19 protein-coding genes are annotated in these 25,859 nt (G+C 73.7%); 6 read left to right on the top strand and 13 right to left on the bottom strand.

The features are described 5' to 3' along the window. From WCS02_RS05890 to WCS02_RS05940, 11 genes are all read right to left on the bottom strand, one after another. Positions 1-410: SWIM zinc finger family protein (locus tag WCS02_RS05890; protein WP_340290971.1), on the bottom strand; the 410-nt coding region annotated here is incomplete at its 3' end. Between the two features lie 95 nt (positions 411-505). Then, positions 506-1,897, bottom strand: coding sequence for a Tat pathway signal sequence domain protein (locus WCS02_RS05895; RefSeq protein WP_340290973.1), 1,392 nt, complete (start codon positions 1,895-1,897; stop codon positions 506-508). Positions 1,898-1,985: 88 nt separating this feature from the next. Continuing rightward, complete coding sequence (locus tag WCS02_RS05900; RefSeq protein ID WP_340290975.1) at positions 1,986-3,479, bottom strand: multicopper oxidase family protein; 1,494 nt, start codon at positions 3,477-3,479, stop codon at positions 1,986-1,988. A 98-nt stretch (positions 3,480-3,577) separates the two neighbouring features. Next, the gene (locus WCS02_RS05905; RefSeq protein WP_340290977.1) at positions 3,578-4,057 is read right to left on the bottom strand and encodes a hypothetical protein; all 480 of its coding nucleotides are present in this window, start codon (positions 4,055-4,057) and stop codon (positions 3,578-3,580) included. Between the two features lie 123 nt (positions 4,058-4,180). Next, positions 4,181-5,074 (bottom strand): NAD(P)-dependent oxidoreductase, encoded by an 894-nt coding sequence (locus WCS02_RS05910; protein WP_340290979.1) that lies wholly within the window; start codon positions 5,072-5,074, stop codon positions 4,181-4,183. Between the two features lie 13 nt (positions 5,075-5,087). Next, complete coding sequence (locus WCS02_RS05915) at positions 5,088-5,720, bottom strand: dihydroxyacetone kinase subunit L (protein WP_340290981.1); 633 nt, start codon at positions 5,718-5,720, stop codon at positions 5,088-5,090. Between the two features lie 3 nt (positions 5,721-5,723). After that, positions 5,724-6,725 (bottom strand): dihydroxyacetone kinase subunit DhaK, encoded by a 1,002-nt coding sequence (locus WCS02_RS05920; protein WP_340290983.1) that lies wholly within the window; start codon positions 6,723-6,725, stop codon positions 5,724-5,726. Positions 6,726-6,769: 44 nt separating this feature from the next. Then, positions 6,770-7,888, bottom strand: a complete 1,119-nt coding sequence (locus WCS02_RS05925) for an ABC transporter permease (RefSeq protein ID WP_340290985.1) — start codon at positions 7,886-7,888, stop codon at positions 6,770-6,772. Further along, on the bottom strand, positions 7,885-8,898 hold the full coding sequence (locus tag WCS02_RS05930; protein ID WP_340290987.1) for an ABC transporter permease: 1,014 nt from the start codon (positions 8,896-8,898) through the stop codon (positions 7,885-7,887). Before WCS02_RS05930 ends, WCS02_RS05925 begins: the two co-directional genes overlap by 4 nt. Further along, on the bottom strand, positions 8,895-10,409 hold the full coding sequence (locus WCS02_RS05935) for a sugar ABC transporter ATP-binding protein (RefSeq protein WP_340290989.1): 1,515 nt from the start codon (positions 10,407-10,409) through the stop codon (positions 8,895-8,897). The genes WCS02_RS05930 and WCS02_RS05935 overlap by 4 nt, the downstream gene beginning before the upstream one ends. Before the next feature lie 82 nt (positions 10,410-10,491). After that, positions 10,492-11,538 (bottom strand): autoinducer 2 ABC transporter substrate-binding protein, encoded by a 1,047-nt coding sequence (locus WCS02_RS05940; RefSeq protein ID WP_340290991.1) that lies wholly within the window; start codon positions 11,536-11,538, stop codon positions 10,492-10,494. A 202-nt stretch (positions 11,539-11,740) separates the two neighbouring features. On the opposite strand from WCS02_RS05940, the gene WCS02_RS05945 reads away from it, so the two are divergent. Together WCS02_RS05945 and WCS02_RS05950 are read left to right on the top strand one after the other, a co-directional pair. Next, positions 11,741-12,550: a DeoR/GlpR family DNA-binding transcription regulator gene (locus tag WCS02_RS05945; RefSeq protein ID WP_340290993.1), complete on the top strand. Its 810-nt coding sequence runs from the start codon at positions 11,741-11,743 to the stop codon at positions 12,548-12,550. Positions 12,551-12,862: 312 nt separating this feature from the next. After that, complete coding sequence (locus WCS02_RS05950; protein ID WP_340290995.1) at positions 12,863-13,720, top strand: helix-turn-helix transcriptional regulator; 858 nt, start codon at positions 12,863-12,865, stop codon at positions 13,718-13,720. 72 nt (positions 13,721-13,792) lie between these two features. On the opposite strand, the gene WCS02_RS05955 is transcribed toward WCS02_RS05950, so the two are convergent. Both WCS02_RS05955 and pulA read right to left on the bottom strand, forming a co-directional pair. Next, positions 13,793-14,716, bottom strand: a complete 924-nt coding sequence (locus WCS02_RS05955) for a ribonuclease Z (RefSeq protein ID WP_340290997.1) — start codon at positions 14,714-14,716, stop codon at positions 13,793-13,795. A 132-nt stretch (positions 14,717-14,848) separates the two neighbouring features. Beyond that, positions 14,849-21,286: a pullulanase-type alpha-1,6-glucosidase gene (gene pulA / locus WCS02_RS05960; protein ID WP_340290999.1), complete on the bottom strand. Its 6,438-nt coding sequence runs from the start codon at positions 21,284-21,286 to the stop codon at positions 14,849-14,851. A gap of 307 nt (positions 21,287-21,593) precedes the next feature. On the opposite strand from pulA, the gene WCS02_RS05965 reads away from it, so the two are divergent. From WCS02_RS05965 to WCS02_RS05980, 4 genes are all read left to right on the top strand, one after another. Further along, complete coding sequence (locus WCS02_RS05965) at positions 21,594-21,953, top strand: DUF3817 domain-containing protein (protein ID WP_340291001.1); 360 nt, start codon at positions 21,594-21,596, stop codon at positions 21,951-21,953. A gap of 178 nt (positions 21,954-22,131) precedes the next feature. After that, the gene (locus tag WCS02_RS05970; RefSeq protein ID WP_340291003.1) at positions 22,132-24,186 is read left to right on the top strand and encodes a putative bifunctional diguanylate cyclase/phosphodiesterase; all 2,055 of its coding nucleotides are present in this window, start codon (positions 22,132-22,134) and stop codon (positions 24,184-24,186) included. A gap of 3 nt (positions 24,187-24,189) precedes the next feature. Then, a complete protein-coding gene (locus tag WCS02_RS05975; protein WP_340291005.1) occupies positions 24,190-24,921 on the top strand; it encodes a uracil-DNA glycosylase family protein in 732 nt (243 codons plus the stop codon). A gap of 33 nt (positions 24,922-24,954) precedes the next feature. Beyond that, a complete protein-coding gene (locus tag WCS02_RS05980) occupies positions 24,955-25,686 on the top strand; it encodes a hypothetical protein (RefSeq protein ID WP_340291007.1) in 732 nt (243 codons plus the stop codon). The last annotated feature ends 173 nt before the right edge of the window (positions 25,687-25,859 follow it).

Below are 25,859 nucleotides of genomic sequence, written 5' to 3' on the forward strand. Positions count from 1 at the left end.
GGCACCCGGGCGGCCGGGGCGCCGGCGGACGGCGACGCGGCGGCGCGGGCCTGGCGCGAGGCGACCCAGCCGGCGACGTCGTCGGGCACCTCCGCCGCCTCGGGCACCGACCCGCGGGACCACCGCAGCAGCAGCCCGAGCGCGTGCTTGCACGGGAACTTCCGGCTGGGGCAGGTGCAGCGCGACGCAGGACCGGTGAGGTCGACGGCGACGCGGTAGGCGGACGACCCGCTGCCGGCGCACCGGCCCCACAGCACGCCGCCCGTACCACCGGTGACGCCGACGCCGGTGGTGCTCGCGCCGGTGCCCTCCCAGGACGCGTCGACGCGGGCCAGGCCCTGGCCGGCGGCCGAGGCGGACGCGTCGGGCGCGAGCGCGAGCACCCGGCTCTCGTCCCACCTCGTGACCACGGCGCGACCGTACGTCACAGCCTCGACACAACCGAGGGGCCGTGGCGGGCCCGCGTCCAGGACCGCGCCACGGGTCGCTCAGCCGCCGGACGGGGTCAGCGCAGCCCCCCGGTCACCATCGGGTTGGCGTCCCGGCCGGCCATGACGTACCAGGCGGTGGCCCCGACGTGCTGGGACTGGAAGTAGCCGAACCCGAAGCCGGAGTCGAGCAGGCTGGACGCGGCGACGACCCCGGACGCGGCCGGGAGCACCTGCCCACCGACCCGCTGGCCCTGGCCGACCTCGCGCTGGGCGACGGCGACCTGGTCGAGCAGCTGCCGGGCGGCCCGACGGTCCCCGCCGCGTCGCCGGTCCGCCAGCGCGCACGCCAGCTGCGCGGTGCCCTCGAGCCAGACGCCCTGCGGGTGGACCTGGGTGCCGTTGTACTGCGCCGTCGAGCGCAGGCTGGCCGAGCTGAAGGTCACGCCGGACACCTGGATCCCGTCGGGCAGCTGGCTGGTCGGCTGGGAGGCGTCGTCGGTGGCGGCGAGCTCGCGACCGGCCCAGTCCAGCGCCCGGGCGTACTCCTCGTCCTGCAGCGCGAGCCAGCTCCAGGTCTGCGGGTCCAGCGGCAGCGGGTCGGGGTTGATCGTCACGCCGTCGTTCGACCCCGTGAAGAAGAAGCCCTCGACCGGCTCCCAGACGCGCTCGACAAAGGCCCGCGCGTGGGCGGCCTGCTCGAGCCAGTCCTGGTCGCCGGTGGCCGCGGCGAGCTGAGAGAAGAAGCCGACGCAGTCGATGTTGTGCTCGGTCGACTTGTTGGGGACCGGCTGGTTGCCCCCGGTCACCCCGAACGAGAAGCCGCCCAGGCCCACCTCGGAGCGGGTGTTCGAGACGATCCAGCCGGCGATCCGCAGCGCGCCGGCCAGGTAGCGCGGGTCGCCGGTGTGCTCGGCGAGCTGGACGAGCGCCATGCCGGGCCAGGCCATGTCTCCGACGGCGGTGCCGAGGAAGCCGAACTGGTAGCCGACGTTCGCCCCGCCGTCCGGCAGCACGAAGTCGTAGGGCGAGGGGACGCCGTCGTAGAAGGTGTACGGCCCGACGTTGTACGCCTGCCGCAGCCGGCCGTCGTCGTAGCCGGGGTCGTTGTCCTGGGCGTGGAGCAGGCCGTCGCCGAGGGTGCGGGCGAGCGCCACGTCCCGGCCGGTCAGGGCCGCGCACACCGCGAACGCGTTGTCGTAGACGAACGCGGTGCTGAACAGGCCGTTCTCGTCGGAGTAGCTCTGCGCCAGTCGCGGACCGCTGCCGTCGGCGGCGGGGTAGGCGTCGGTCATCCGGCGGAGGAAGTCCTCGGCGCGGGCGAGCAGGCGCGGCGAGGACAGCCCGGCTGCCTGTGCCGGGGTCGACAGGGCGAGCGGGCCGGCGACGGCGGCGGCCGCCCCCAGGCGGAGCACGCCGCGGCGGGAGGCCTGCCAGGCCTGGGTGTCGGGGGTCTGACCGGTCCGCACGGGGTGCCTCCACAGGGGTCGACGTCGTCGTCGCCGGTCAGCCTGCGTCGTCGTGGGAGCGCTGTCAAAGCAGGTGCGCGACCCGTCGCTACTCCGGCTCGTTGACCCCGCCCAGGAGGAACGGCGTGGTGACGCCCGCGTAGGCCAGGTGCGCGACGAGCCCCTCGGCGGCGTGCGGCAGGTTGTGGCAGTGGTCCATCCACACACCCGGGTTGTCGGCGAGGAAGGCGATCTCGTAGGTCTCGCCGTCGCCGACGTGCAGGGAGTCCACCCACCACGGGCTGCCGGTCGCGGGCTCGCCGTCGCGGGACAGGACGAGCGCGTGGTGCCCGTGCAGGTGCATGGGGTGCCCGTCGCCGCTGCTGTTGGTGATGGTCATCCGGACGACGTCGCCCTCCTCGACGAGGAACATCGGCACGTCCGGGAGCATCCGGCCGTTGACGGTCCACCACAGCCCGGGACGGCCGTCGAGGAACCCCGGGCGCCGGACGATCCGGTAGCCGAACTCCCGGTCCGCGCGCGACGGGTCGAGACCGGTCGGGGCGGGCGTGCCGTAGGTCAGCAGGTCCAGCCGCTCGTACGGCCGGGGCTCGGCGACGGGGTCGGCGCCCGCCGGCCCGACGACCAGCGCGGTGCCCCCGCCGACCTCGACGCGCGCGCCGCCGGGCGGGACGACGAGCTCCAGGTCCGCCCGGGCGCCGGCGGTGACCTGCACGCCGACGTCCTCCAGCTCGGTCGGGCCGACGAGGTCGGTGCCGTCGACGGCGAGCAGCCGGAACGGCGCCCCCGACACCCACGTCGTGAGGGCTCCGTTGTCGGTGCTCACCACGCGCACCCGGACCGTCGACCCGGGCTCAGCGAGGTGGCGGACATCCCCGGTCGCCCCGTTCATCGTTCGCCTGCCGGCGTACTGGTGGACGAGCGCCACCACGTCCGCCGCGGGGGCGTCGCCGGCGGGCGTGCCGTCGGCGGGCTCGACGACGAGCGCGCCGAGCAGGCCCCGCCGCACCTGCTCGTGGGACAGCTGGTGGGAGTGGTACCAGTACGTCCCGGCGTCCTCGGCGACGAAGCGGTAGACGTGCTCCCCGCCGACCCGCACGGCGTCCTGCGTGACACCAGCCACGCCGTCCATGCCGCCGGGCACGTCCACGCCGTGCCAGTGCAGCGTCGTCCCGCCCTCGACGGACTCGTTGACCAACCGCACCTCGACGAGCTGGCCCTGCACGACCCGGATCTCTGGACCGGGCGAGGTGCCGTTGACCGTGTAGCCGTCGACGACCGTGCCGTCGCCGAGCTCGACGGGCTCCGCCCGTGCGGTGAGGGTGATGCTGACGTCGGCGGGGCGGTCCGCGGGCGGCGCCAGGGCCTCGACCGAGACGGCGGCTGCGCCGTGCCCGTCCTGGGTCTCGTGACCACCGGCACCCGCCCCGTGCCCGCCGTGGTCCTGCGGCGCAGGTCCCCCGCCGAGGTCGACCACCCCCATGTCGTGGGCGCCGTACGACGACGGCAGCAGCGACGCCTGCCAGGACCACGCCGGCACGGCGACGAGCCCGGCCGCCGCCAGCACGCTGAGGAGCACCACCGCGCGCCTGAGGGGACGGACCGGGCGCACCGGACGGGCAGGGCTGACCGGACGGGCGGCGCTGACCGGCTCGTCGGGGCTGCCGGGACCCGGCACGCTCAGACGGTGCGGCCGACGGGACGCGCCTCGGCCGCGCGGGGGACCACGACGGGCGCGTCCGTGGGCTTGGCCCGGCGGGCGGCGGTGGACGCGACGCCCAGCAGGACGAGCGCGTTGGCACCGTGCAGGAGCCCGGCCAGCGGCAGACCGTGCCCGAACATGCCGAGCAGCACCTGCAGGACGACCAGGCCGAGCACCCCGCCGGCCCACGCCACGCCCCGCGGCACATGCGCGACGAACGAGACGACGAGCAGGGCGAGCGCGACCAGGGGGATGAGCATCATCCCGTTCATGCCGTGGACCATGAAGCCCACGACCTCGGGGAAGAGCTCCTCGCCGCTCTCCATGGCGGCGGCGTCGAGCGTGCCGCCGTCGGCGACCCAGGCCGTCAGGCCGGTCATCGCCCACGCGATGGCGGCGGCCTGGACGACGACGAGGAACGCGACGAGCGAGGCGAGGACGCGGTAGGCGGTTCTCATGGCGGGCCTTCCTGGACGGGCGGTGGTGCGTCGGCACGACGGCACCGGGGCGCACCGCAGGAGGAGGTGCGCCCCGCCCTGATACACGGGAGGCAGGACGGGCGGCGATCGCCGCCGCTCCCGTCAGCCGGCGGCCGGGGCGCCCGCCAGGTCCACCCCGGCACGGGCGGCGACGACCTTGATGAGCGCCGAGGCGTTCTCGCCGCCGTAGCCGCGCTCGACCGCCTCGTCCAGCGACGAGCGCACGACCGCCACCGTCGGCACGGGGGTGCCCAGGGAGTCGGCGAAGTCCTGGATCAGGCCGGCGTCCTTGACCATGAGGTCGAGCGCGAAGGACGGGCTGTAGTCGCCGGCGAGGACCGTCGGGCCGACGCCGTCGAAGATGGGCGAGCGGAAGTCGGTGACCGCGAGCACCTCGAGCACCGTCGCGAGGTCCAGCCCCGCGGAGCGGGCGAGGGTGAGGGCCTCGCCGAGCGCCTCCAGCTGCGCGGCAACCAGGAGGTTGCCGACGAGCTTCATGCGTGCGCCGGAGCCCTGGGGACCGAGGTGGTGGACGGTCTCGGCGAGCACGTCCAGCACCGGGCGCACCCGGGCGAGGACGTCGGCGTCACCGCCGGCGACGATCCAGAGCCCGCCGGCAGCGGCCTCGCCCTTCGAGCCGAACACCGGGGCGTCGAGGAACGGCACCCCGCGGGCCGCGAAGGCCGCGGCCTCCTCGTCGGACAGGCCGGGGCTGATGGTGGACAGGTCGACGACCACCTGGGAGGCGGTCGCCACCTCGGCGACGCCGCCCTCCCCCAGGACCACGGCACGCACGGCAGCGTCGTCGGCGAGGCAGTACAGGACCACCTCGGCGCCCTCGAGCGCCTCGGCGACGCTGCCGGCGGAGCGGGCACCGAGGTCGGAGACGTCGGTGGGGGTGCGGTTGTGGACGGTGACGTCGTGGCCGGCGGCGGTGAGGTTCGCGACCATGCCGCGGCCCATCGTGCCGAGGCCCAGGTAGGCGATGGAGGTCATGCGGGTGGTCTCCTCAGGAGTGGGGGGTGGTGGCGGGGCTGGCGGCGTGCCAGGACTCGAGGAAGCGCCAGAAGGCCGTCGCCCCCGGGTCCTGCAGCCCGATGCTGCGTTCCTGCAGCCAGGACGCGCGGCCGCGGCGCGACTGCAGGCCGCGGGTGTCGACCACCGCGCGACCGGCGGCCTGGATGGCGGCCTCGAGCCCGGCGCCCGCGTCGGCGGCGGCCTCGAGCGCGTCGGCCGCCGGCATGATCGCGTCGAGGATGGTCTTGTCCCCCAGCTGCGTCTTGCCGCGCTGGGCGATGTTCTCCCCCGCCGCCCGGACGAAGCGGCCGGCGTCGGCGACGTCGACCTCGTCCCGGTCGGTCCACACCTTGGAGCCGGCGAGCAGACCGCCGGCCACGAGCGCGGCCATGGTCGACGGGTTGGCGTTGGCGAAGGCCTTGGCGCACTCCCGGGCGAGCAGGCTCGGGGAGGTGTCCTCGGGCAGCTGTTCCAGCGCCGCGATGACCGCCTCCGCGCCGAGGGAGATGGTGATGCCCAGGTCGCCGTCGCCGAGGGCCTGGTCGAGGTCGCGCAGCTCGTCGGCGTACCCGACGAGCTCGGCGAGGCTGCTGCGGACGGCGGCGTTCATGTCGGGCGCGCGCACGGCTCAGCCCTCCTGGAAGAACGGGCTGCGGGCAGGGGCGTCGAGCAGCGCGAGGCGTGCGTCGTCCAGGGCGAGCAGCGAGATCGACGCCCCGGCCATCTCCAGGCTCGTGGCGTACTCCCCGACGTAGCGCCGGGCGATGGTGACGCCCTGCGCGGCGAGGATCTGGTGCACGCGGCGGTACAGCACGTACAGCTCCTCCAGCGGGGTGGCGCCCATGCCGTTGACGAGCACCGCGACGCGGTCGCCGTCGGCCAGGCCGAGGTCCGCGACGAGCGCCGGGACCAGCCGGTCCGCGATCGCGTCCGCGGTCTCCAGCGGACCGCGGTGGATGCCGGGCTCGCCGTGGATCCCGATGCCGATCTCCATCTCCCCGTCCGGCAGGTCGAAGCTCGGCTGCTGCGTGGTGGGCAGGATGGTCGGTGACAGGCCGATGCCCATCGTGGCGGTGTGCTCGACGACGTCCTCGGCGACGGCGGCCACCTGCTCGAGGCTGTCGCCCCGCTCGGCGGCCGCGCCCGCGGCCTTGTAGGCGAAGAAGATGCCGGCGACGCCGCGGCGGTCGGTCTTGCGCTCCTTGGGCTGGCTGGCCACGTCGTCGCGCCCGAGCACCGTCCGGGTCTCGATGTCCTCGAGCTCCGCCAGGTCCGCGGCGAGGTCGAAGTTGAAGACGTCACCGCCGTAGTTGCCGTACAGGTAGAGGACGCCGGCGCCGCCGTGCACGGCCTGGGTGGCCTCGAACACCTGCTGCGAGCTCGGGGAGCTGAACACGTTGCCGATGGCCACGCCGGAGCACAGGCCTGCGCCGACGTAGCCCTTGAACAGCGGCAGGTGGCCGGAGCCGCCGCCGGTGACGATGCCGACCTTGCCCGCCACCGGCGCGTCCGCACGCACGAGGATGCGGCGGTCGTCCCCGGGGACCTTGAGCAGGTCCGGGTGCGCGAGCAGGATGCCGTCGACGAACTCGTCGACGAAGGCGGCCGGGTCGTTGATGATCTTCTTCATGTGTCCCTCCGGGAACGGGGTGGCGCTGGTCTGGGGGGTCCTGCTCAGGTGACGACGGCGGCCTCGGTGGCGCTGTCGGCGTCGGTGCGGGGCGGTCTGCCGCGCCGGCGCCCGCGCCACCGCACCGTGTCGCTGACCATCACGGCGACGAGGATGACCCCCTGGGCGATGGCGTACTCGTACGACGACAGCCGGATCGCGGTGAAGCCGCTGGCGACGATCTGCAGCGTCAGGGTCGCCAGGACGACCCCCGCGACCGTCGCGAACCCGCCGTTGGGGTTCGTCCCGCCGAGCACGGCGATGACGATGACGAGCAGCACGTAGGAGGCGCCGTAGTCGGCCGAGGCGGTGGGGTTGCGGGTGAGGAACAGCACCCCGGCGATACCGCCGAGCAGGCCGGTCAGCAGGTACGTCCGGGTGAGCACCGAGCGGCTGTCGACGCCGGAGTAGCGGGCGGCGACCGGGTTGGCCCCCTGCAGCTGGATCTTGAGGCCGACCGGCGTCCGGTTGACGACGACCGCGACGGCCGCCGCGACGAGCAGGAAGACGAGGAACAGCACGGGGACACCGGCCACCGTGGACTGGCCGACCGCAGTGAGGACTGCCGGGGAGCCGTAGAGCACGCTCCCGCCCGTCCACACGATGGCCAGGCCGTTGAAGACCTGCATGCTGCCCAGCGTCGCGAGGATCGGCGTGATGCCGACCCGGGAGACGAGCACCCCGTTGACGGCGCCGCACAGCAGGCCGACGGACGCCCCGAGCAGCACGAGCAGCGGCGCGCTCTGCTCGGCGAGCGCGGGGTCCGAGGCTGCCAGGGCGCTGAACGCCATGGACATGGAGATCGCGGACAGGTTGGCGATGGCCACGAGCGACAGGTCGATGCCGCCCGTGAGCATCGCCAGCATCATCGCCACCGCGAGGACACCGATCTCCGGCGAGGCGACCATGATGTTCTGGAGGTTGATCGGGCTGAGGAAGACCCGCGGGTCCAGCACGGCGAAGAACGAGAAGGCGACGACGAGCAGGACCGCCATCCGGCCGAGCCGGCGGTCCACCTGCAGCCGCGACACGAGCCCGCCGACACCACCGGGGCCGCCGGTCGCGCCGCCAGGCCCGTCCGGCCGTCCGGCCGTGCCGGGGGCGGTGCGCTGGGAGGTGCTCATGCCGGCACCCCTTCCTCGTCGTGGGCGTGGACGGTGGTGGCGGACCGCCGGGCGGCCAGCGCCTGGACGCCCACGCCGACGATGAGCAGCAGGCCCACCGCGGTGCGCTGCCAGGCGCTGGGGACCCCGGCGAGGATGAGGCTGTTGTTGATGACCTGGACGAGCAGGACACCCAGCGCGGTGCCCAGCACCGAGCCGCGCCCGCCGAAGATGGACGCCCCGCCGAGGACGACCGCGGCGATGATGTCGAGCTCCCCGCCCACGAGGTCCTGCGGGCTGGCGCTGCGACCCATGATCATGAAGATGAGGCCGCCGGCCGCCGCCATCATGCCGACGACGACATAGACGACCATCTGGGTCCGGGCGACCCGGAAGCCCGCCCGGCGCGCCGCCTCGGGGTCCCCGCCGATGGCGTACACGGCCCGGCCGAACATGGTCCGACGGAGCACCCAGGCCACCAGCAGGCAGAGCAGGACGGGCGCGACGACCATGGCGGTGAGGCTCACCCGCCGGCCCCCGACGGTGGTCTCGACGATGTCCACCGTGGACAGCGCGGCGAGCGGGCCGGGCAGGTTGGCGACGTACGCCGCCCCGACGTAGGTGAGCAGGACGCCGCGGAAGATGCCCTGCGTGCCGAGGGTGACGATGAGCGTGGGCAGGCGGAACCGGGAGATGACGACCCCGTTCACGAGCCCCAGCAGCGCCCCGATGGCGAGGGCGCAGAGCACGGCCCCGACGATCCCGAGCCCGAGCGGGTCCGTGGCGGTGAGCAGCACGGTGGAGTAGGCCGCGAACACGGCGATCGCCGCGAAGGACACGTCGATGCCGCCGGAGATGATGACGATGAGCACGCCGAGGGCGAGCACCAGCGGCACGATCGAGCTGCGGAGCACCGCGAACAGCGTCGAGACCGAGAAGAACGCAGGGTTCGCCAGCGACATCCCGATGACGAGCACCACCAGGACGAGCACGAGCACGCCCTCGTTGTTGGCACCGCGGAACCTGCTCATGCGGCCATCCTCGTCAGGATGGTGCCGACCTCGACCTCGTCGCCGACCAGCGTGTGCACCAGCCGGCCCTGCCGGATGACCAGCACCCGGTGGCAGCTGGCCACGAGCTCGGGGGCGTCGTCGGAGATGATGACGACGGCCATCCCGCGGGCGGCCTCGCCCCGCAGCAGCTCGAGGATGTCGGCCTTGGAGCCCACGTCGACGCCGACGGTCGGGCCGTTGAGCATGAGGATGCGCGGGCGGGTGGCCAGCCACTTGCCGAGCACGACGCGCTGGGCGTTCCCGCCGGAGAGCGAGCGGACCGGGGCGGCAGCGTTGGGCGCCTTGATCCGCAGCCGGGTGAACAGCCCGGAGATGGTGCCGCGGATCCGGCGCGCGTCCAGGGTGCCCCAGCGCGTGCGGTGGGCCGCCAGCGAGCCGGCGATGATGTTGTCGGCGATGGACTTCTCCATGAAGAGGCCCTGCGAGAGCCGGTCCTCCGGCACGTAGCCGATCCCGGCGCGCACGGCGTCGTCGATCGAGCGCAGCCGGACCGGCTGCCCGGCCACGCGGACCTCGCCGGACTCGCTCGGCAGCACCCCGAAGAGGGACTCGGCGAGCTCGGTCCGCCCGGACCCGAGCAGCCCCGTGATGCCGAGGATCTCGCCCTCGCGCAGCTCGAAGCTGATGTCGGAGTACGCGCCCCGCAGGCTGAGCCCGCGCACCTGCAGCACGGGCTCGGCCCCCGCAGGCAGCTCGCTGACGACGCGGGAGATGTCGACCTCGCGGCCGGTCATGTGGGTGGCGATGCTCTCGCGGTCGAAGTCCTGCACCGGGCCGGTGACCACGTGCGCGCCCGAGCGCAGGATGGTGAGCCGCTGGGACACGGTGAGCACCTCGTCCAGCTTGTGCGAGACGAACATCAGGGCGACCCCCCGGCGGCGGAGGGTCTCGACCAGCCCGAAGAGGCGGTCGACCTCCTGGTGCGTGAGGGCCGTCGTGGGCTCGTCCATGATGATGATCCGGGCCTCGTTGACCAGGGCGCGGCAGATCGCGGTGAGCTGCTTGTCCGCCACGGACAGCCGCTCGACGTCGGCGTCCAGGTCGAGCGAGAGCCCGAGCTCGCCGACGATGGCCTCCGCCGCGGGGCGGGCGGCCCTGGCGGAGTACAGCCGACGCCGGTCGGCGACCGCGGCGGTCAGGACGATGTTCTCGGCGACGGTGAGGTTCGGGAACAGCGAGAAGTCCTGGTAGATGACCTGGATCCCGCTCTTGATCGCGGCCGCCGCGTCCATGGACCGGTGGGCGACGCCGTCGACGACGATCTCGCCCGAGTCGGGCTTCTCGACGCCCGAGATGATCTTGATCAGCGTCGACTTCCCGCAGCCGTTCTCCCCCGCCAGGCAGTGGACCTCGCCGGGGAGCAGGTCGAGGGAGACGCCCTTGAGGGCGGCCACCCCGCCGTAGGTCTTGCGGATGTCACGGACCTGCAGCACGGGTACCGCTGCGTCGGTGCCGGGGGGTGCGGTCATGGCTGTCCTCTCGGGCGCGCGACCGGCGACCGGGACGGCCCCTCGCAGGGCCGCCCCGGTCACGGGCGGGACGGGGCTGGGCTCAGAAGTCGAACTCGGCCGCGGCAGCCGCGTCGGCCTCGACGGCCGCGTCGCCGGCGTAGACGTTGTCGAAGCCCTCGACCTTGACCAGGGACTCGTAGCCCTCGATGCCGAGGTCGGTGCCCTCCTCGACGGTGCCGCCGTCGGCGAGGATCTCGGCGATCTTCAGCTGGGCCTTGCCGGCCAGGGCCGGGTCCCAGAAGAAGATCTTGTCGATGGAGCCGTCGGCCAGGTACTTCTCGGCCGCGGACGGGATCGAGGTGCCCATGACGCAGACGTCGTCCTCGAGGCCCGCCTCGAGCACCGCGCGCGCGATACCGGGCACGTCGTTGCCCGCCGAGCCCTGGAAGCCCTTGATGTCCGGGTACTTGGCCAGGACCTCCTTGGCCTTCTCGTAGGCGGCGTTCTCGTTGTCGGTGCTCTCGATCGGGTCCTCGACCCGGGTCATGCCGGGGAAGTTCTCCTGCTGGTTCTCGTAGGCCGCGCCGACCCACTCCATGTGGGTCTTGGCGGTGAGGCCGCCGACGAACTGGACGTACTCGCCCTCGCCGGACATGCACTCGCCCAGGTTGTCCATGATCTGCGAGCCGTACGCGGCGTTGTCGAACGCCTCGATGTCGATGTCGACGTTCTCGATGCCGGACGCCTCGTGGGAGACCACGATGATCCCCTGCTCGCGGGCCTGGGCCAGGACGTTGGACAGCGCCTCGGGCGAGTTCGGGACCACGGTGATGGCCGTCGGGCTCTGGGCGATGAGGTCCTGGATGATCTGGATCTGCTTCTCGGGGCTGACGTCGTCGGCACCCTCGACGCGGGCGTCGATGCCGGTCTCCTCGGCGTACTCGTCCACCCCGACCGCCATGCGGTCGAACCAGGCGATCCCCTGGAGCTTGACGACGGTGACCATGGTCTTGTCGCCCGACGCCGCGGCGCCGTCGGCGGAGCCGCCTGCGGCCGGCTCGGCGGTGGTGCCGCCGACGGACCCGCAGCCGGCGAGAAGAGCGGCCGCGGCACCCGTGGCCACGACGAGGGCAAGTCTGTTGCGCATGTTCCGTCACTCCTTCGTGAACGTGGGCACGGCTGCCGGCTGCTGATGAGCGGACCCGTGCGTGCTTGGCCTGACCGTACGACCGGATCGCGCGCCGTGTCGAGCACTTTGCGGCACGCGACCCATGAATCGCGCAGAAAGTTGCGCGATATCGCGCAGGTACGTTGCTAGGCTCCCGGCGGGCCATCAACGAGGGGGAGTCATGTCGCGCCGTCGGGACATCACCGTGCTGCTCCAGCAGCAGGGCTTCGCGAGCGTCCGCTCGCTCGCCGACGCCTTCGGGGTCGACACCTCGACCGTGCGGCGGGACCTGGAGAAGCTCGAGGCCCAAGGCCTGGTCGAGCGCACCCACGGCGGGGTCGTGCCGGTACGGCGCGAGGAGCCCGCGGTGCAGGGCCCCCCGCCCGGCACCCACCAGCCGGAGAAGGAGGCCATCGGCGCGGCCATGGCCGAACGGGTCCTCGAGGGCCAGACGATCATCCTGGACTCCGGCTCCACGACGCTCGAGGTCGCGCGCCACCTCACGCACTCCCGGCTGACGGTGGTCACCCACGACCTGCGCGTCGGCCTGGAGATCGCGAGCAAGCCGTCGATCCACCTGGTCTTCATCGGCGGCGAGCTGCTGCCGAGCGGGCTGGCCATGTGGGGCCCGACGTCGGTCCAGCAGATCGAGACCATGCGGGTCAACGTGGCGATCTTCGGCGCGGACACCGTCACCGACGACGGCATCTTCTCGACGTCCAGCTACGAGACCGAGCTCAAGCGCAAGATGCGCTCGGTGGCCAGCGAGGCGTTCTTCGTGGCCGACAGCAGCAAGTTCGGCCGCGAGGCGCTGTTCCGGGTGTTCGGGTTCGAGGACTTCACCGCGGGCATCACCGACGCCACGCTCGACCCCATCCGAGCGGCGCGCTTCCCCGTGCCCATCATCCGCGCGCCCCTGCCGGCACCGGTGGGCCCTCAGCGCAGCAGCGCGCTGCGCTCCCCCCAGCCGCGGCGGACCGTCTCGCGCTGAGCGCCGCCCCACGACGCCGGCCGGACGAAGCCGCCGCCCCGCGGCGGCCGGGAGGACCTGCCCCCCGCCCCGCCGCCACCGTTCCCTCGCCGCCCGTCCCCGGACGAGCTCCTGCGACCCCCGTCGCGGACCACCGGTCCCCGCACCCTGCCTCCCCCAGCCCCGCACGGACGGACCTGCGCCGCCCCGGCAGACGCTAGGAGCCGGCCACCGGGACGTCGATGCGTAGAACTACGTAGGTGGCCACCGTCCCTGGCCCTCGCCCCGGGTCCCGGCCTACCGTGGCGGGCTACGGCAGGGAGGAGCGCCGTCATGACGTCGTCCGGCCGCGACCTGGCCGCCGCGCTCGACTTCGCCGCCGAGGCCGCCACCGTGCAGGACGGCGAGGACGTGACCGGCGTCCTGCTCCCCGCCCTGTGCCGGCTGGTCGACGCGCCCGGCGCCGTCGTCCACGAGGTCGACCTGGCGGTGGCCGCCGAGTACAACCTGTTCTGGCCCGAGGCCCTGGCCGACGGCGCGGTGCTCGCCGCCTATGCCGCCGTCATGCGCTCCCACCCGTTCTTCCGGCTCGCGGTCGCCGGCGCCGAGCTCGAGGGGGTCAGGATCTCCGACCTCATGCCGCGGCAGCAGTGGCGCTCCAGCGAGGTGTACGGCGAGGCGCTGCGGTTCCTGTGGGCCGAGGACCAGATGACGACGTTCCTGTCGCGGCAGGGCACGCGCGCCCAGGGCCTCAGCGTGGTGACCGACGGCCGGCCGTTCACCGAGCGGCAGCGCCGGCTGATGCTGCTCGTCCGGCCGCACGTGCGTGCCGCGGTGCGGCGCACCCACCACCCGGGCGCCTCTCACCGGGTGCTGCAGGTCGGCACGCCGTCGACGTGGCTCGCCGCGCCCTGCGGCACGAGCGCGGCGACCGTCGTCCCGGGCCCGCGCCTGACGCCCGCCGAGCAGCGTGTCCTCACCGAGGCCGCCGCCGGGCTGACCAGCGCCCAGATCGCCCGGCGGGTCGGCGCGGCCCCCCGCACGGTGGAGAAGCACCTGGAGCACGCCTACGGCAAGCTCGGCGTCACCAACCGCGTCGCGGCGCTGCAGGTCCTCGGCGTGCCGCGGCAGGCCTCCCCCGGCGACCCGCGGCCGACGGTCGTCCTCCCCGGGTGCGTGCTGGCCGGCTGAGTCGGCGGCGATCCCCGGACTGGGTGCCTCGCCGGCACCCGTCGTCCGGTCACCACTGGCCTGTGGGGATGGTCACCGCCGGCGCGGCACCGCGACGCGCATCCCGTCCTCCGCCGCCACGACGTCGTCGTGGACCTGCTGCGCCTCGGCGAGGAACGGCTCGCCGGAGTCGCCGTAGCGCTGGGAGAAGTGGGTGAGGACGAGCCGGCGGGCCCCGGCGCGGGCGGCGAGCTCGCCGGCCTGCCGGGCGGTGAGGTGGCCGTAGCGCTCGGCGAGGTCGCGGTCGGCGTCCAGGAACGTGGACTCGCAGACGAGCAGGTCGACGCCCCGGGCGAGCGCGAGGGCGCCGTCGCAGGCACGGGTGTCCATGACGACGGCGACCGACTGGCCGGGCCGCGGTTCGCTGACCTCGTCCAGCGCCACCCGCCGACCGCCCATCTCGACCACCCCCTCCCGCTGCAGCCGGCCGACGTCCGGGCCGGCGACGCTGAGGGCGGCCAGCCGCTCCGGCAGCATGCGGACGCCGTCGGCCTCCTGCAGCCGGTAGCCGACCGTCGGCACCCGGTGGTCCAGCGCGACGGCGGTGAGCGTCCACGCCGCGCCGTCGGCCACGACCACGCCGGGGGCCGGCGTCGGCGGGACCGGCGCGGGCCGTACCTGCAGGGTCTCCACGTGGGCGCTGGAGGCGAGCAGGGCCGCCACGTGCGCCTCGCCGCCGGCCGGGAAGTGGACCGGCACCTCGCGCGCCACGCCGTCCAGGGCCATCCGCTGGACCACGCCGGGCAGGCCCAGGCAATGGTCGCCGTGCAGGTGCGTGAGACAGACGCGCGTCACCGACGACGCGGACACGTCGGCGTACGTCATCTGCCGCTGGGTGCCCTCCCCCGGGTCGACGAGCACGCCCTCGCCGTCCCAGCGCAGCAGGTAGCCGTTGTGGTTGCGCGCGCGGGTGGGCACCTGCGAGGCGGTGCCCAGGACGACCAGCTCGCGGACCACGGGCCCAGCGTGCCGCAGCGACCACCGGCCGGCCCGAGGGCGCAGCGGCATCCTCGGTGAGGACCAGCCCGTGACGCAGACGAGCCCCGCACCGACGGACGGTGCGGGGCTCGGCTGCTGACCGGTCAGGGGCTAGCCGCGCGGGCTGCCCTTCGTCGGGACGGTCCGCACCGCGACGCTCCCGTCGACGGGGGCGCCGCCGACGGTCGTGCCGGTGAGCAGGAGCTCGGTGTCGCCGTGCTCGATGCCGGTGAGCTGGACCCTGACGGTGCAGACCAGGTCGGCCACGCCGTCCCGGTCGAGGTCCCCGCCGGCCTCGCACGTGGTGACCGAGTCCTCGTCACCCGTCGCGCCGAAGCGCAGCGAGCCGGTGTCGAGGTCGGTCACCGGGGCGAAGCCGGGCTTGGACAGCACGGTGAGCGACAGCTCGCCGCGGCTGCGGGGGTTGACGACGGCGGGCTTGCCGCCGGCTCGCAGCTGGAGCTCGACGCTCACGGGCTCCTGGGCGGTCGGCTCGACGAAGACCGCGGTCGTCCGCGCCGGCACCGTGAAGGTGCCGCCGGCGAACGTCGCGCCCTTGACGACCGGGTCGGCGCCCTGCGCCTGCACCGGGCTGAGGACCAGCCCGGCGCCGGCGAGCTGCTCGGCGGTCCAGACCTGCTCGGTGCTGGTGGCGTTGAACACCGTCACCACGCGGTCCAGCGCCGGGTCGACCGGCTCGCCGACCGTGTCGTCCAGGTGCATGACGACCAGGCCGGGGACCTCGCTGCCGTCGAGGTAGGACAGCTTCTGCTGCACCTGCTCGGCGGTGGTCAGCGAGAACAGCGGCGACGAGCCCGCCACGCGGAGCAGGTCGCGGAACCGTGCGACCGAGGCCTCGATGTCCGCCTGCGCCGGCTCCACGCCCGGGTCCTCGAGGAGCGGCCGCATGTACGGCCACTTGTCCTCGTTGTCCGGTGCCGGCGGGAGGCCGACCCCGAAGTTGTTGGACTCGTAGGAGAAGTCGAGCACGTTGAAGTGGTCGCCGGAGTCGTAGCTGTTCCGGTCGAGCGACTTCGAGCGGAGCATGTCGGTGCCCGCGTGGAAGAACGAGACGCCCTGGCCGAGGGCGACCGTCGACAGCGACAGCTGCTGCATCCGCACCCGGTCCTCCATGGCGCTGCCCTGGGGCAGCTTGAAGGCCAGCGAGTCGAACAGCGTCTCGTTGTCGTGCGCCGAGACGTACAGGATGTTCTCCTGCGGGTCGGCGGTGTACCCCGTGGGGGCGCCGTTGTAGCTGACGTCCTTGCCGGTCACCGTCTCCCCGCTGCTCGACACGAACTCGTAGTCGGCGAGGTTGCCGGCCATGCCGACCTTGAGCTGGTCCATGCCGAGCAGGAGCCGCGCGCGCTGCGCCGCCTCGTCGCCGTTGACCGGGTCGCCGTTGGGGTCGGTGAGCAGCCCGGAGCCGAAGCCCTGGACGCGGGGGTTCTCGTCGAACGGCCCGCCGCCACGCACGGCGTCACGGAGCCGGTCGTTGAAGGTCCCGATGCCGGTGCCGGCCATGTTGGCCTGCGTGGCCTGCTCGAAGCGGGCGTCGTCCGCCACCTCGCCGAAGTTCCAGCCCTCGCCGTAGACGTAGATCCGCTCGCCGTCCACGCCGTCGGCCTGGACGGTGAGCGCGTCCAGCGCCGAACGCACGGCGAGCATGTTCGCCTTGGAGTGGTGGCCCATGAGGTCGAAGCGGAACCCGTCGACCTTGTACTCCTTCGCCCAGGTGACGACGGAGTCGACCATGAGCTTTTCCATCATCGCGTGCTCGGTCGCGGTGTTGGAGCAGCACGTGCTGTTGGCGACGCTGCCGTCCTCGAGCAACCGCTGGTAGTAGCCGGGCACGACCTTGTCCAGGACCGAGGTGTCCGCCTGGCCCGAGCTGGCGGTGTGGTTGTAGACCACGTCCACCACCACGCCCAGCCCGGTCTGGTTGAGCGACTGCACCATCTCGCGGTACTCGCGGACGCGGGTCGTCCCCTCGGGGTCGGTCGCGTACGAGCCCTCGGGCGTCGTGTAGTGGAACGGGTCGTAGCCCCAGTTGAAGGCGTCCTCCCCGGCCGCTGCGGCGACGGCCGCCTGCTGCTCCTCCGACGCCGGGCCGGCGTCGGGGACCTCGGGGACGACCTGCTGCGCGCGGTCCTCCTCGATGGTGGCGATGTCGAACGTCGGCAGCAGGTGCACCGTCGTCAGGCCCGCCTCGGCGAGCTCGCGCAGGTGCGTCATGCCGTCCGAGCCGGACTGCGTGAAGGCCTTGTAGGTCCCGCGCAGCTCCTCCGGCACCGTCTCGTCGCTGATCGAGAAGTCACGCACGTGCAGCTCGTAGAGGCTGATCTCCTCGGGCGTGGCCGGGGCCTGGGTGCCGACCGAGGACCAGCCCTGCGGCGCCAGGTCGGCGTCGGCGAGGTCGACGAGCTGTGACTTGGTCGAGTTCGTCGACAGGCTGACCGAGTACGGGTCGGTGACGACGTTGCGCTCCACCGCACCCGTCGAGGGCACGAAGACCTCGACCTCGAACAGGTAGTACTGGCGGTCCCAGCCGGCCTCGCCGGTGACGGACCAGACGCCGGAGGCCTCGTCGAGCTCCATCGCCGTCGTCGTCCCCGGCGCCGGGGCGGCCGGGTCGGTGAAGCGGTGCAGCGTGACGGACCGGGCGGTGGGGGCCCAGAGGCGGACCGTCGGGACGTCGCCGTCCCACGTGACGCCCAGCTCGGCGCCACGGGCGGCGTCGGCATAGAGGTCGTCGAGCACGCCCGGGACCTGCACGCCGGTCGCGCCGGTGCGGGTCTCGCCGCGGGCGGACGACACGGCGAGCTGGCCCCTGAGGGCCTCGGCGGCGTCGACGCCGTCCGGCACGCCGAGCGCCGCGTACCCGGCCAGGTGCGGCCACTGCTCGGCGAGCTCTTTCGGCAGCGTCTCCGACAGGTACTCCAGCTCGACGGTCTCGCCGCCACCGACCCCGCCGGGGGCGAGCTCGAGCCCGCCGTCGGCGGAGGTGTGGAGCGTGTACGTCGCCTCGGCGTCGTCCACGTCCCACGCGATGACGTCCTCGCCCAGCCAGTGGGCCTCGCTCGTCGCGAGGTCGCCCGGCTCTGCTCCGCTGCCTGCCTGCACGGGGAGCAGGTACCCCTCCTCGCCGGAGATGATCCAGACCTCGTGGCCGACGGTCACCAGGTCGAGCACCTGGTCCTCGGGCAGGTCCTTCTCGTCGCCCTTGTGGAAGATGTAGTTGAGGACGGTCGCGCCGTCGGCGAGCGCCACCTCGTAGACCTGGCCGAAGCGGTCGGTCGACACCGGCTGCAGCGGGCTGGCCCAGTCGGTGGGGTTCGCCGAGCCGGTCCAGGTGTGCAGGCCCCAGCCCTCGTAGCCGCCCGCCTCGCGGCGGTAGTGCAGGACCGCGAGGCCCTCCGCGGCGGCGGCGGTCGCGTGGAGCGTCTCGTCGCCGGAGACGACGAACACGTCGGCCTGCTGGGAGGGTACGAGGGACTGGTCCGGACCCGGGTCCTTCTCGTCCCCCCTGTGGACGATGAAGTTGAGCGCGGCGTCGACGTCGTCGACCGGCACGTCCCAGTAGGCCCCGAACTCGTCGACGCCCGTGGGGGGCAGCGGCGCGGTCCACTCGGTGCCGGTCACGGGGGCGTCGCCCCAGACGTGCAGGCCCCACCCGTCGTAGGCGCCGTCAGGGCGCTGGTAGTGCACCGTGACGAAGCCCTGGGCCGCGGCCTCGCTGGTGAAGACCTCGGCGCTGTCCGGCCGCAGCCACACCTCGGGCGTCAGCGAGGGGTTGGCGAACCGGTCGGCGTCGGTGCCCTTCTTGTTCCCGGCGGAGTCCACGGCGATGAAGCCGATGTCCTGGTTGGCGCCGTCGGAGGTGTCGGTCGGGATGGCACGGAAGACGCCGTAGTCGTCCTCGCCGGCCCAGTCCAGGCCGTCGGGGTAGGTGCGCCCGTCCAGGAGGCCCGGCTCGACGTCGCCGAAGGCCCACAGGCTGACGTCGTCGACGTCCGCGGTCTCCGGGTAGTGGACGACCAGGTAGTCCTGGAGCCCGCCGACCGGCGGCTGCGGCTCCTCGCCGACCGTGACGGCCGCGCTCTGCGCACCCGCCGTGTGCCCGGCCATGTCGTCGACGACCGCGGCGACCTCGACGGTCGTCCCGGCCTCGAGCGCCTCGGTGTCCACCGTCACGCGGTAGGGGGCGTTGTCGTCGGTGCCGGCGTAGGTCCACTCCCCGCCGTCGGTGCGGCTCATGAAGCTGACCTCGGCGTACAGGTCGCGGTCGAGGGTGGCCTCGAAGACCTGCGCCTCGCGGGTCTGGCCGTCGAGGTCGAAGTCCAGGACCTCGGTGGCCTGGACGCTGATGCCGGGGGCCGCCTGGCTGACGGGCAGCGGGGCGGAGGCGACGTAGACGGCGGAGCCGAGCGCGGGCACCGTGACGGTGACCGCGCCGTCCGCCCCGGCCGCCAGCGGGGTGGCCCCGCCGGTCGACCACAGCGGGGTGAACGTCGCGCCCGGCGTGCCGGTGGCGAACGTCGCGGTGCTCGCGGTCTCGGCGTTGTTGCTGACGACGAGGTGCTCGACGCGCTCCTCGCGGTCGACGCGGGAGAACGCCAGCACGCCGGCGCCCTCGGCCGCGTAGCGCTGGAGCTGGGCGCCCGAGCGCAGGGCGACGGAGTCGCGCTTGACCGCCGCCAGCTCGGTGAGGGTGGTGTAGACGGGGTGCGCGGTGTCGAAGTTCTCGACGGCGTGCGTGCGGTCGGTGCCGATCAGGTCGTCGTCGAGGTAGACGGTCGTCCCGGTCGCGTCCATGTCCTGGCGGGCGGCCTTGTCGCCGCCGGAGCCGGTGAAGCCCTGCTCGTCGCCGGAGTAGACGACGGGCATGCCGCGCGAGAAGTACATGAGCGAGTGGGCGAGGCGGTCGCGGGCGAGCATCTCCGCGTCGTCGGCACCCGGGTTGCCCTGGGCGATGAAGTGCCCGATCCGGCCCATGTCGTGGTTGCCGAGGAACGTCGGCAGGCTGTACGCGTTGGAGTCCGCGTCGATGTAGTAGTCGTCCGCGGCGAAGAAGTCGCGCATGGTGGAGGCGCTGGCGCCCCGGGCGGCGAAGCCCGCCGCGGCGTCCTGGAACCCGAAGTCGAGGACGGCCTGCACCTCGCCCTTGGTGGTGAACATGGACAGCAGCTGCTCGTTGGCGCTGAACACCTCGCCGAACATGAAGAAGTCCTCGTTGCCGACGTCCTCCTTGGCGTAGGTCTCGATCGTGGGCGCCCACTGCTGCCAGAACTCGACGTTGACGTGCTTCATGGTGTCGATGCGGAAGCCGTCGACCCCGCGGTCGACCCACGGCTCGAAGATGTCGACCATGCCCTGGACGACCTCGGGACGCTCCGTGAAGAGGTCGTCGAGGCCGAAGAAGTCGCCGTAGACGGAGTTCTCGCCGGCGAAGGAGCTGTCACCGCGGTTGTGGTACATCGTCGGGTCGTTGAGCCACGCCGGGGTCTTGACCGGCGCGCCCTCGGGGACGAACGGCGTGTACGGGAAGCTCACGGCCGGGTCGAGCTCGGGGAACTCGCCGCCGGAGGCGTACGCGCGGTCGTCGAACGGCTCGCCCGAGGCGTCGCGGTACGGCTCGGAGGCCTTGGCGACGTAGTCGTAGACGCCCTCCTGGTACTTCACGACGTCCGCGGTGTGGTTGGTGATGATGTCGAAGAACACCTTCATGTCCCGCGAGTGCGCCTCGTCGATGAGGGCCTCGAGCTCGGCGTTGGTGCCGAAGTGCGGGTCGATCTGGGTGTAGTCGACCGTCCAGTAGCCGTGGTAGCCGGCGGAGGTCTGGCCCGCGCCGTCACCCTGGACCGGCTGGTTCTTGAAGACCGGCGCCATCCAGATGGCGGTGACGCCCATGCCCTCGAGGTAGTCCATCTTGTCCAGCAGGCCGGCGAGGTCGCCGCCGTGGAAGAAGCCCTCGTCGGTGCGGTCGTACCCGGTCTGGAGCCGGTCGCCCTCGAGCCCGCCGGCGTTGTTCGACGGGTCGGCGTCGTGGAACCGGTCCGGCAGGACGAAGTAGAAGACCTCGTCGGTGAGGTCCTCGCGCAGGCTGGGCCGGGCGAGGTCGAGCACCGCGGGGTCGATGCCCCCGGTGCTGCCGGTGTCCACGGTGATCGCGTGGGTGCTCTCGACGTAGCCGAAGGTCACCTCGCCCGCGGAGGCGGTGGTGACCGTGGCGTTGTCGGCGCCGACGCCGTAGGACTCGGTCCAGGCGCCGTCCATGGCGGCCTTGAACTCCCACTCGCCGGCGGGCAGCTCGACCGTGCCGGTCCAGGTGCCGTCGCCGTCGGCGTCGGCCAGGCGCGGGACCGCGCACTCGGGCTGCCAGTCACCGGGGCAGCCCAGCTCGGACTGGAAGGTGCCGGCGAGCGTGACAGAGGTAGGGGTGGCCGTGTGGTCGGCCGAGGCGGGTGCGGTGCCACCGAGGGTGGCGGCCAGCGACGCGATCGCCGTGACGGCGACGAGCGTGCGCGGGCGGGGGGTGCGAGACGTCATCGTCGCTCCAGGGCTGGCGGGCTGGGGTCAGCCCGCAGGGTTCTGTGGGGTGGGGCGCCGTCACGCTAGACCGGACGACGGACAGAACGGAAGATTGCACGAATGATCGCCATCCTGTTGCTCTGCCTTGCGCTGTTTGAATCTCGTTTGATGCTTCTGGACGTCCACCGGAAGCGCCAGCAGTGACTCGACACCAGCCGGGTGCACGTCGTCTTTCGTCGGTCGTCCCGACTATCTCCGGCGGGTCGTGGGACAGGCGCGAGGACCCCGGACCGGGGCGCCCCGGCCGCTGTCGCAGACTGGGGCCGTGACTGACGTCCTGCTGGGCCGCCGCTCCCCTGCCCTCGCCGCGAGGTCCGGCCTCGTCGACCCCGTCCTGCTCGCCACGGCGTGGGCGGAGACCGCGACGCTCGTCGTGCTGCTGGTCAACATCGTCACCGTGCACGCCGAGGCCGTCACCGGGGTCGTCGGCCCGCTGCACGGCGGCCTGTACCTGCTGTGCTGCGCGGCCGTCGTCGCCATGCGGTGGGTGCGGGGCTGGTCGTGGCTCGTCGTCGCGCTCGGGCTCCTGCCGGCCGTGGGCGCCGTCGTCGCCCTGGAGGCGCTGCGCCGCGACCGCGCCGCCGTGCGCCGGGCCGCCGCCGGCACTCCCGCGCCCGCGCGCTGAGGTCGCCGCTCCCCCTCCCTGCCGGACCGCGGCGGTAGTGTCCGCAGGCAGCCACCCGACCTGGTCCTGCCCGGACGGGGACCGTTCGGGTGACGGTCCGTGTGGTGGGGTGCACGCCGGGGTACCACCTGGTGTGCACCCGAGATGGACGACCGCCGTGACGGAGGGAGGACCTGCCGTGCTGGAGGCAGCCGACGACGCCCTCGCCCGCAGCAGCAGCGTCGTCGAGCGCATGCCCCTCGGGCTGGTGCAGATCAGCATGGACGGCACCCTCCTCGACGCGAACCCCGCCTTCGCCCGGCTGGTCGGCCGCTCGGCCGAGTCCATGGCCGGGTCCAAGGCGCTGGACCTGCTCGCGCCCCAGGACCGCCACCTCGCCTTCGTCGAGATCGCCTCCCACGAGATGGGCCGCACCCACGGCGTGTTCACGTGCCGGGTGCGGAGCACGCTCGGCGGGGAGCGGTGGGTCCGGCTGCAGTGGCGCACCGTCGAGGAGGACGGCCGCCCGCCGTATGTCCTCGCCTTCGTCCACGACGTCGAGGTCGAGGCCCGCGCGGCGCTGGTCGGCGACGAGCTGCTCGCCGCGGTCGAGGCCGAGCGCGCCATCCTCAACGCCGCCCTCGAGGCGAGCCCGGACGGCATCTCGATCTTCACCGCCGACCGCGGCCCCGACGGCGAGGTCGTCGACGCGCTGCTCGTGCGGATGAACCAGGCCGGCGCCGGCAGCCTCACGCTCGACGGGCTCGTCGGGCGCTCGGTGCGCGACTTCTTCCCCGAGGCCGACGAGACCGGCTTCCACGCCGTGCTCCTCGAGGCGTTCCGCAGCCAGCAGACCCAGCGCCTGGTCGTCGAGGTCTCCCCCGGCAGCACCTGGGAGGGCGTCTACGACAACGTCGTCGTCCCCATCGACGCCGACCGCGTGCTCTGCACCTTCCGCAACATCACCCGCGCCCGGCACGACGAGATGCGGCTGCTGCACGCGGCCACCCACGACGCCCTCACCGGTCTGCCCAACCGCGTCCTGCTCCGCGACCGCATCGAGCACGCGCTGCACCGGGTGGCCCGCGACGGCGGTGCGGTGACCATCGCGTTCCTCGACCTCGACGGCTTCAAGACCATCAACGACACCCGCGGGCACACCTACGGCGACGAGGTGCTGCGGCAGGTGTCGTCGCGGCTGACCCGCAGCGTGCGCGACGGCGACACCGTGGCCCGCCTCGGCGGCGACGAGTTCGTCCTCGTCCTCGAGGGCTGCGCCGACGAGCAGGACTGGCTGCCGGTGCACGGCCGCGTCACCGCCGCGCTGTCGGAGCCGCTCGTCGTCGACGGCCACCCGGTGACGCTGCGGGCGAGCATCGGCGTGGTGTTCACCTCGCCCGGCGAGACCGACGCCGACGCCGTCATGCGCAACGCCGACATCGCGATGTACGCCTCCAAGAACGCCGGCAAGTCGCGCTACACCGTCTTCACCGAGGAGCACCGCCGCCAGGTGCTCGACCTCGCCGCGCTGGAGGTCGACCTCGAGCGCGCCGTGGAGGAGAACCAGTTCGAGCTGTACTCCCAGCCCATCCACGACCTGCGCCTGGGCAGGGTCGTCGGCAACGAGGTGCTGCTGCGCTGGCGCCACCCGGACCGGGGCGTGCTGCTGCCCGCGTCGTTCCTGCCGGCGCTGGAGACGGCCGGGCGCATGGTCGAGGTCGGCGGCTGGGTGCTGCGGGAGGCGCTGCGCCAGACCGCCGCGCGCCGGGCCCAGGGCCACGAGGACATGGTCACGGTCAACGTGTCGGTCCAGCAGCTGGTGCGCAGCGACTTCGTCCGCACCGTGCGCGAGGCCCTGGAGGAGAGCGGCACGGTCAGCCGCTGCCTCACCGTGGAGATCACCGAGTCGCAGATGCTGCCCTCGCGCAGCAGCGTGCTCGGCCAGCTGCAGGAGCTGCGCAACCTCGGCGTGCGGGTCGCGGTCGACGACTTCGGGACCGGCTACTCCAGCCTCAGCCACCTGGCGGACCTGCCCGTCGACCTGGTGAAGATCGACCGGAGCTTCCTCGTCGACCTGTCCGACGCGCGCCGCGAGGCCGTCCTGCGCAGCGCCGTGGAGCTCACCACGGCGGTGGGCGCGGAGTGCCTCGTCGAGGGCGTGGAGACCGTCGGCCAGCTGGAGCTCGTCCACGCGACCGGGGCGCGCTTCGCGCAGGGCTTCCTGCTCGGGAGGCCCGCCCCCTTCGAGGGGTAGGCCGTGGCCGTGCGCAACCGGCGGGCGCTGGAGGCCGGGCGCCTGCTCGCCGAGGGGTCGCCCGCCCTCGAGCGGGCGCGCGCCCGGCTGCACGAGCCCCACGTCGCCCCGCTCACCGACCTGGTCGGGCAGGTCCGTGCTCGCACCGGTGAGCACGTGCCGGACGTCGACCCCGGCGGCGGCGGGGTCCGCGCCCGCGTCCTCCTGCTGCGCCAGGACCCGTTCTGCTCCGCCCGCGACGGCGCGCGGCTGGTGAGCCCGTACGCCGACGACGCCACCTCGGCGGGCGTGCTGCGGGCGTGCGAGGCCGCCGGCCTGCCCGACGGCGACGTGCTGCTGTGGAACGTCGTGCCCTGGTGGGTGCACGACCCCGACCGGGTGCCCCCGGGCCGGCGGACCCGCGCCCGCCCGGCGGAGGCCCGGCGTGCCGCCCCGTGGCTGCGCGCGCTGCTGGACCTGCTCCCCCGCCTGGACACGGTCGTGCTGCTCGGCCGGGACGCCCAGGCGGAGTGGGGCGTCGCGACCGGAGGGACAGAAGGGGTCACGGCCGGGCCGGACGGCGCCACCCCGGGCGGCACCCTTCGGGTGCTGCGCTGCCCGTCCCCCTCACCGATGTCGCTGCACGGCCGGGACGCGGCCGGCCGGTCGCACCGGGAGCTCGTCAGCCAGGCGTTCGCGGCCGCGGCGGCCCCGCCGGGGGCCCCCGAGGGTGCACCGGGAGGACCCGGGGTGTGACGGAGGCCCCCGGCTGGGTACCTGTCGGACCTCATGACCACTGACACGAACACCTCCCCCGTGCCCGAGCCGTCGACCGGCCTGGTCCGTGAGTGGACCGCGTGCGCGCTGGTCCGCGCCGCCACCCGGTTCCTGCCGGTGCCGTTCCTCGACGACGCCGTGGCCGAGCGGGCCACCCGCACCGTCGTCAGCCGGACGCTGCGCGCCCAGGGCCGCAGCTACGCCGCCCCGGCCCTGGAGCCGCTGTACCGGGACGAGGGCGCCCGTCGACGTGGCTTCGCCGCCCGCGCGGTCCGCAAGGTCCTGTTCTTCCCGGTGCGCAAGTACACCAAGGTCATCACCGCGGTCCACGGCGTCCCCAACGACGTGGCGCGGGTCCTCCTGCTCGGCCGGGCGACCCACCGCCGGCTGGCCCTCGGCGAGCTCGCCGGCCCCGCGGGCGACCAGCTCACCCAGGAGGCGACCGAGGTGCGCGCGGCCTACGAGAAGGTCGTCGACGAGATGGACCTCAAGCTCCTGCGCGGCGCGGTGAGCGACGGGCTCGGCCAGGTCAAGGACCTCACCGGCTCGGTGCTCTCGTTCGCCCGCCGGCGCTTCACCCGCTCCAGCGAGGACGCCGAGGCCGCCGCCCAGGCGCCCGAGGGCGCGGTCGCCGAGGGCGCCGAGCAGGTGCAGCAGGCGCTCGACCGGCCCGAGGTGGTGCGGCTGCTCGAGGAGTTCGACCGCCGCATGGACGAGCGGCTCGCCCGGGTCCGGGCGGCCTGAGCCCTGCGCCGGAGCCGTGCGGGCCGTGCCCGTCTCTGACAGCCTCGCCCCCGTGCCCCCCGCGACGACGCGCGCCCTGCCCGACCCGTCACGCCCGGTCGCCGTGGTCGACCGGCTCGTCCGGCTGGCGCGGGGGGCCGCCCGGGGCGGCGACCGGCTGGCGCACGGCGCCG

Origin of the sequence: Aquipuribacter hungaricus (assembly GCF_037860755.1) — a bacterium.
GTDB classification, from domain to species: Bacteria; Actinomycetota; Actinomycetes; order Actinomycetales; family JBBAYJ01; genus Aquipuribacter; species Aquipuribacter hungaricus.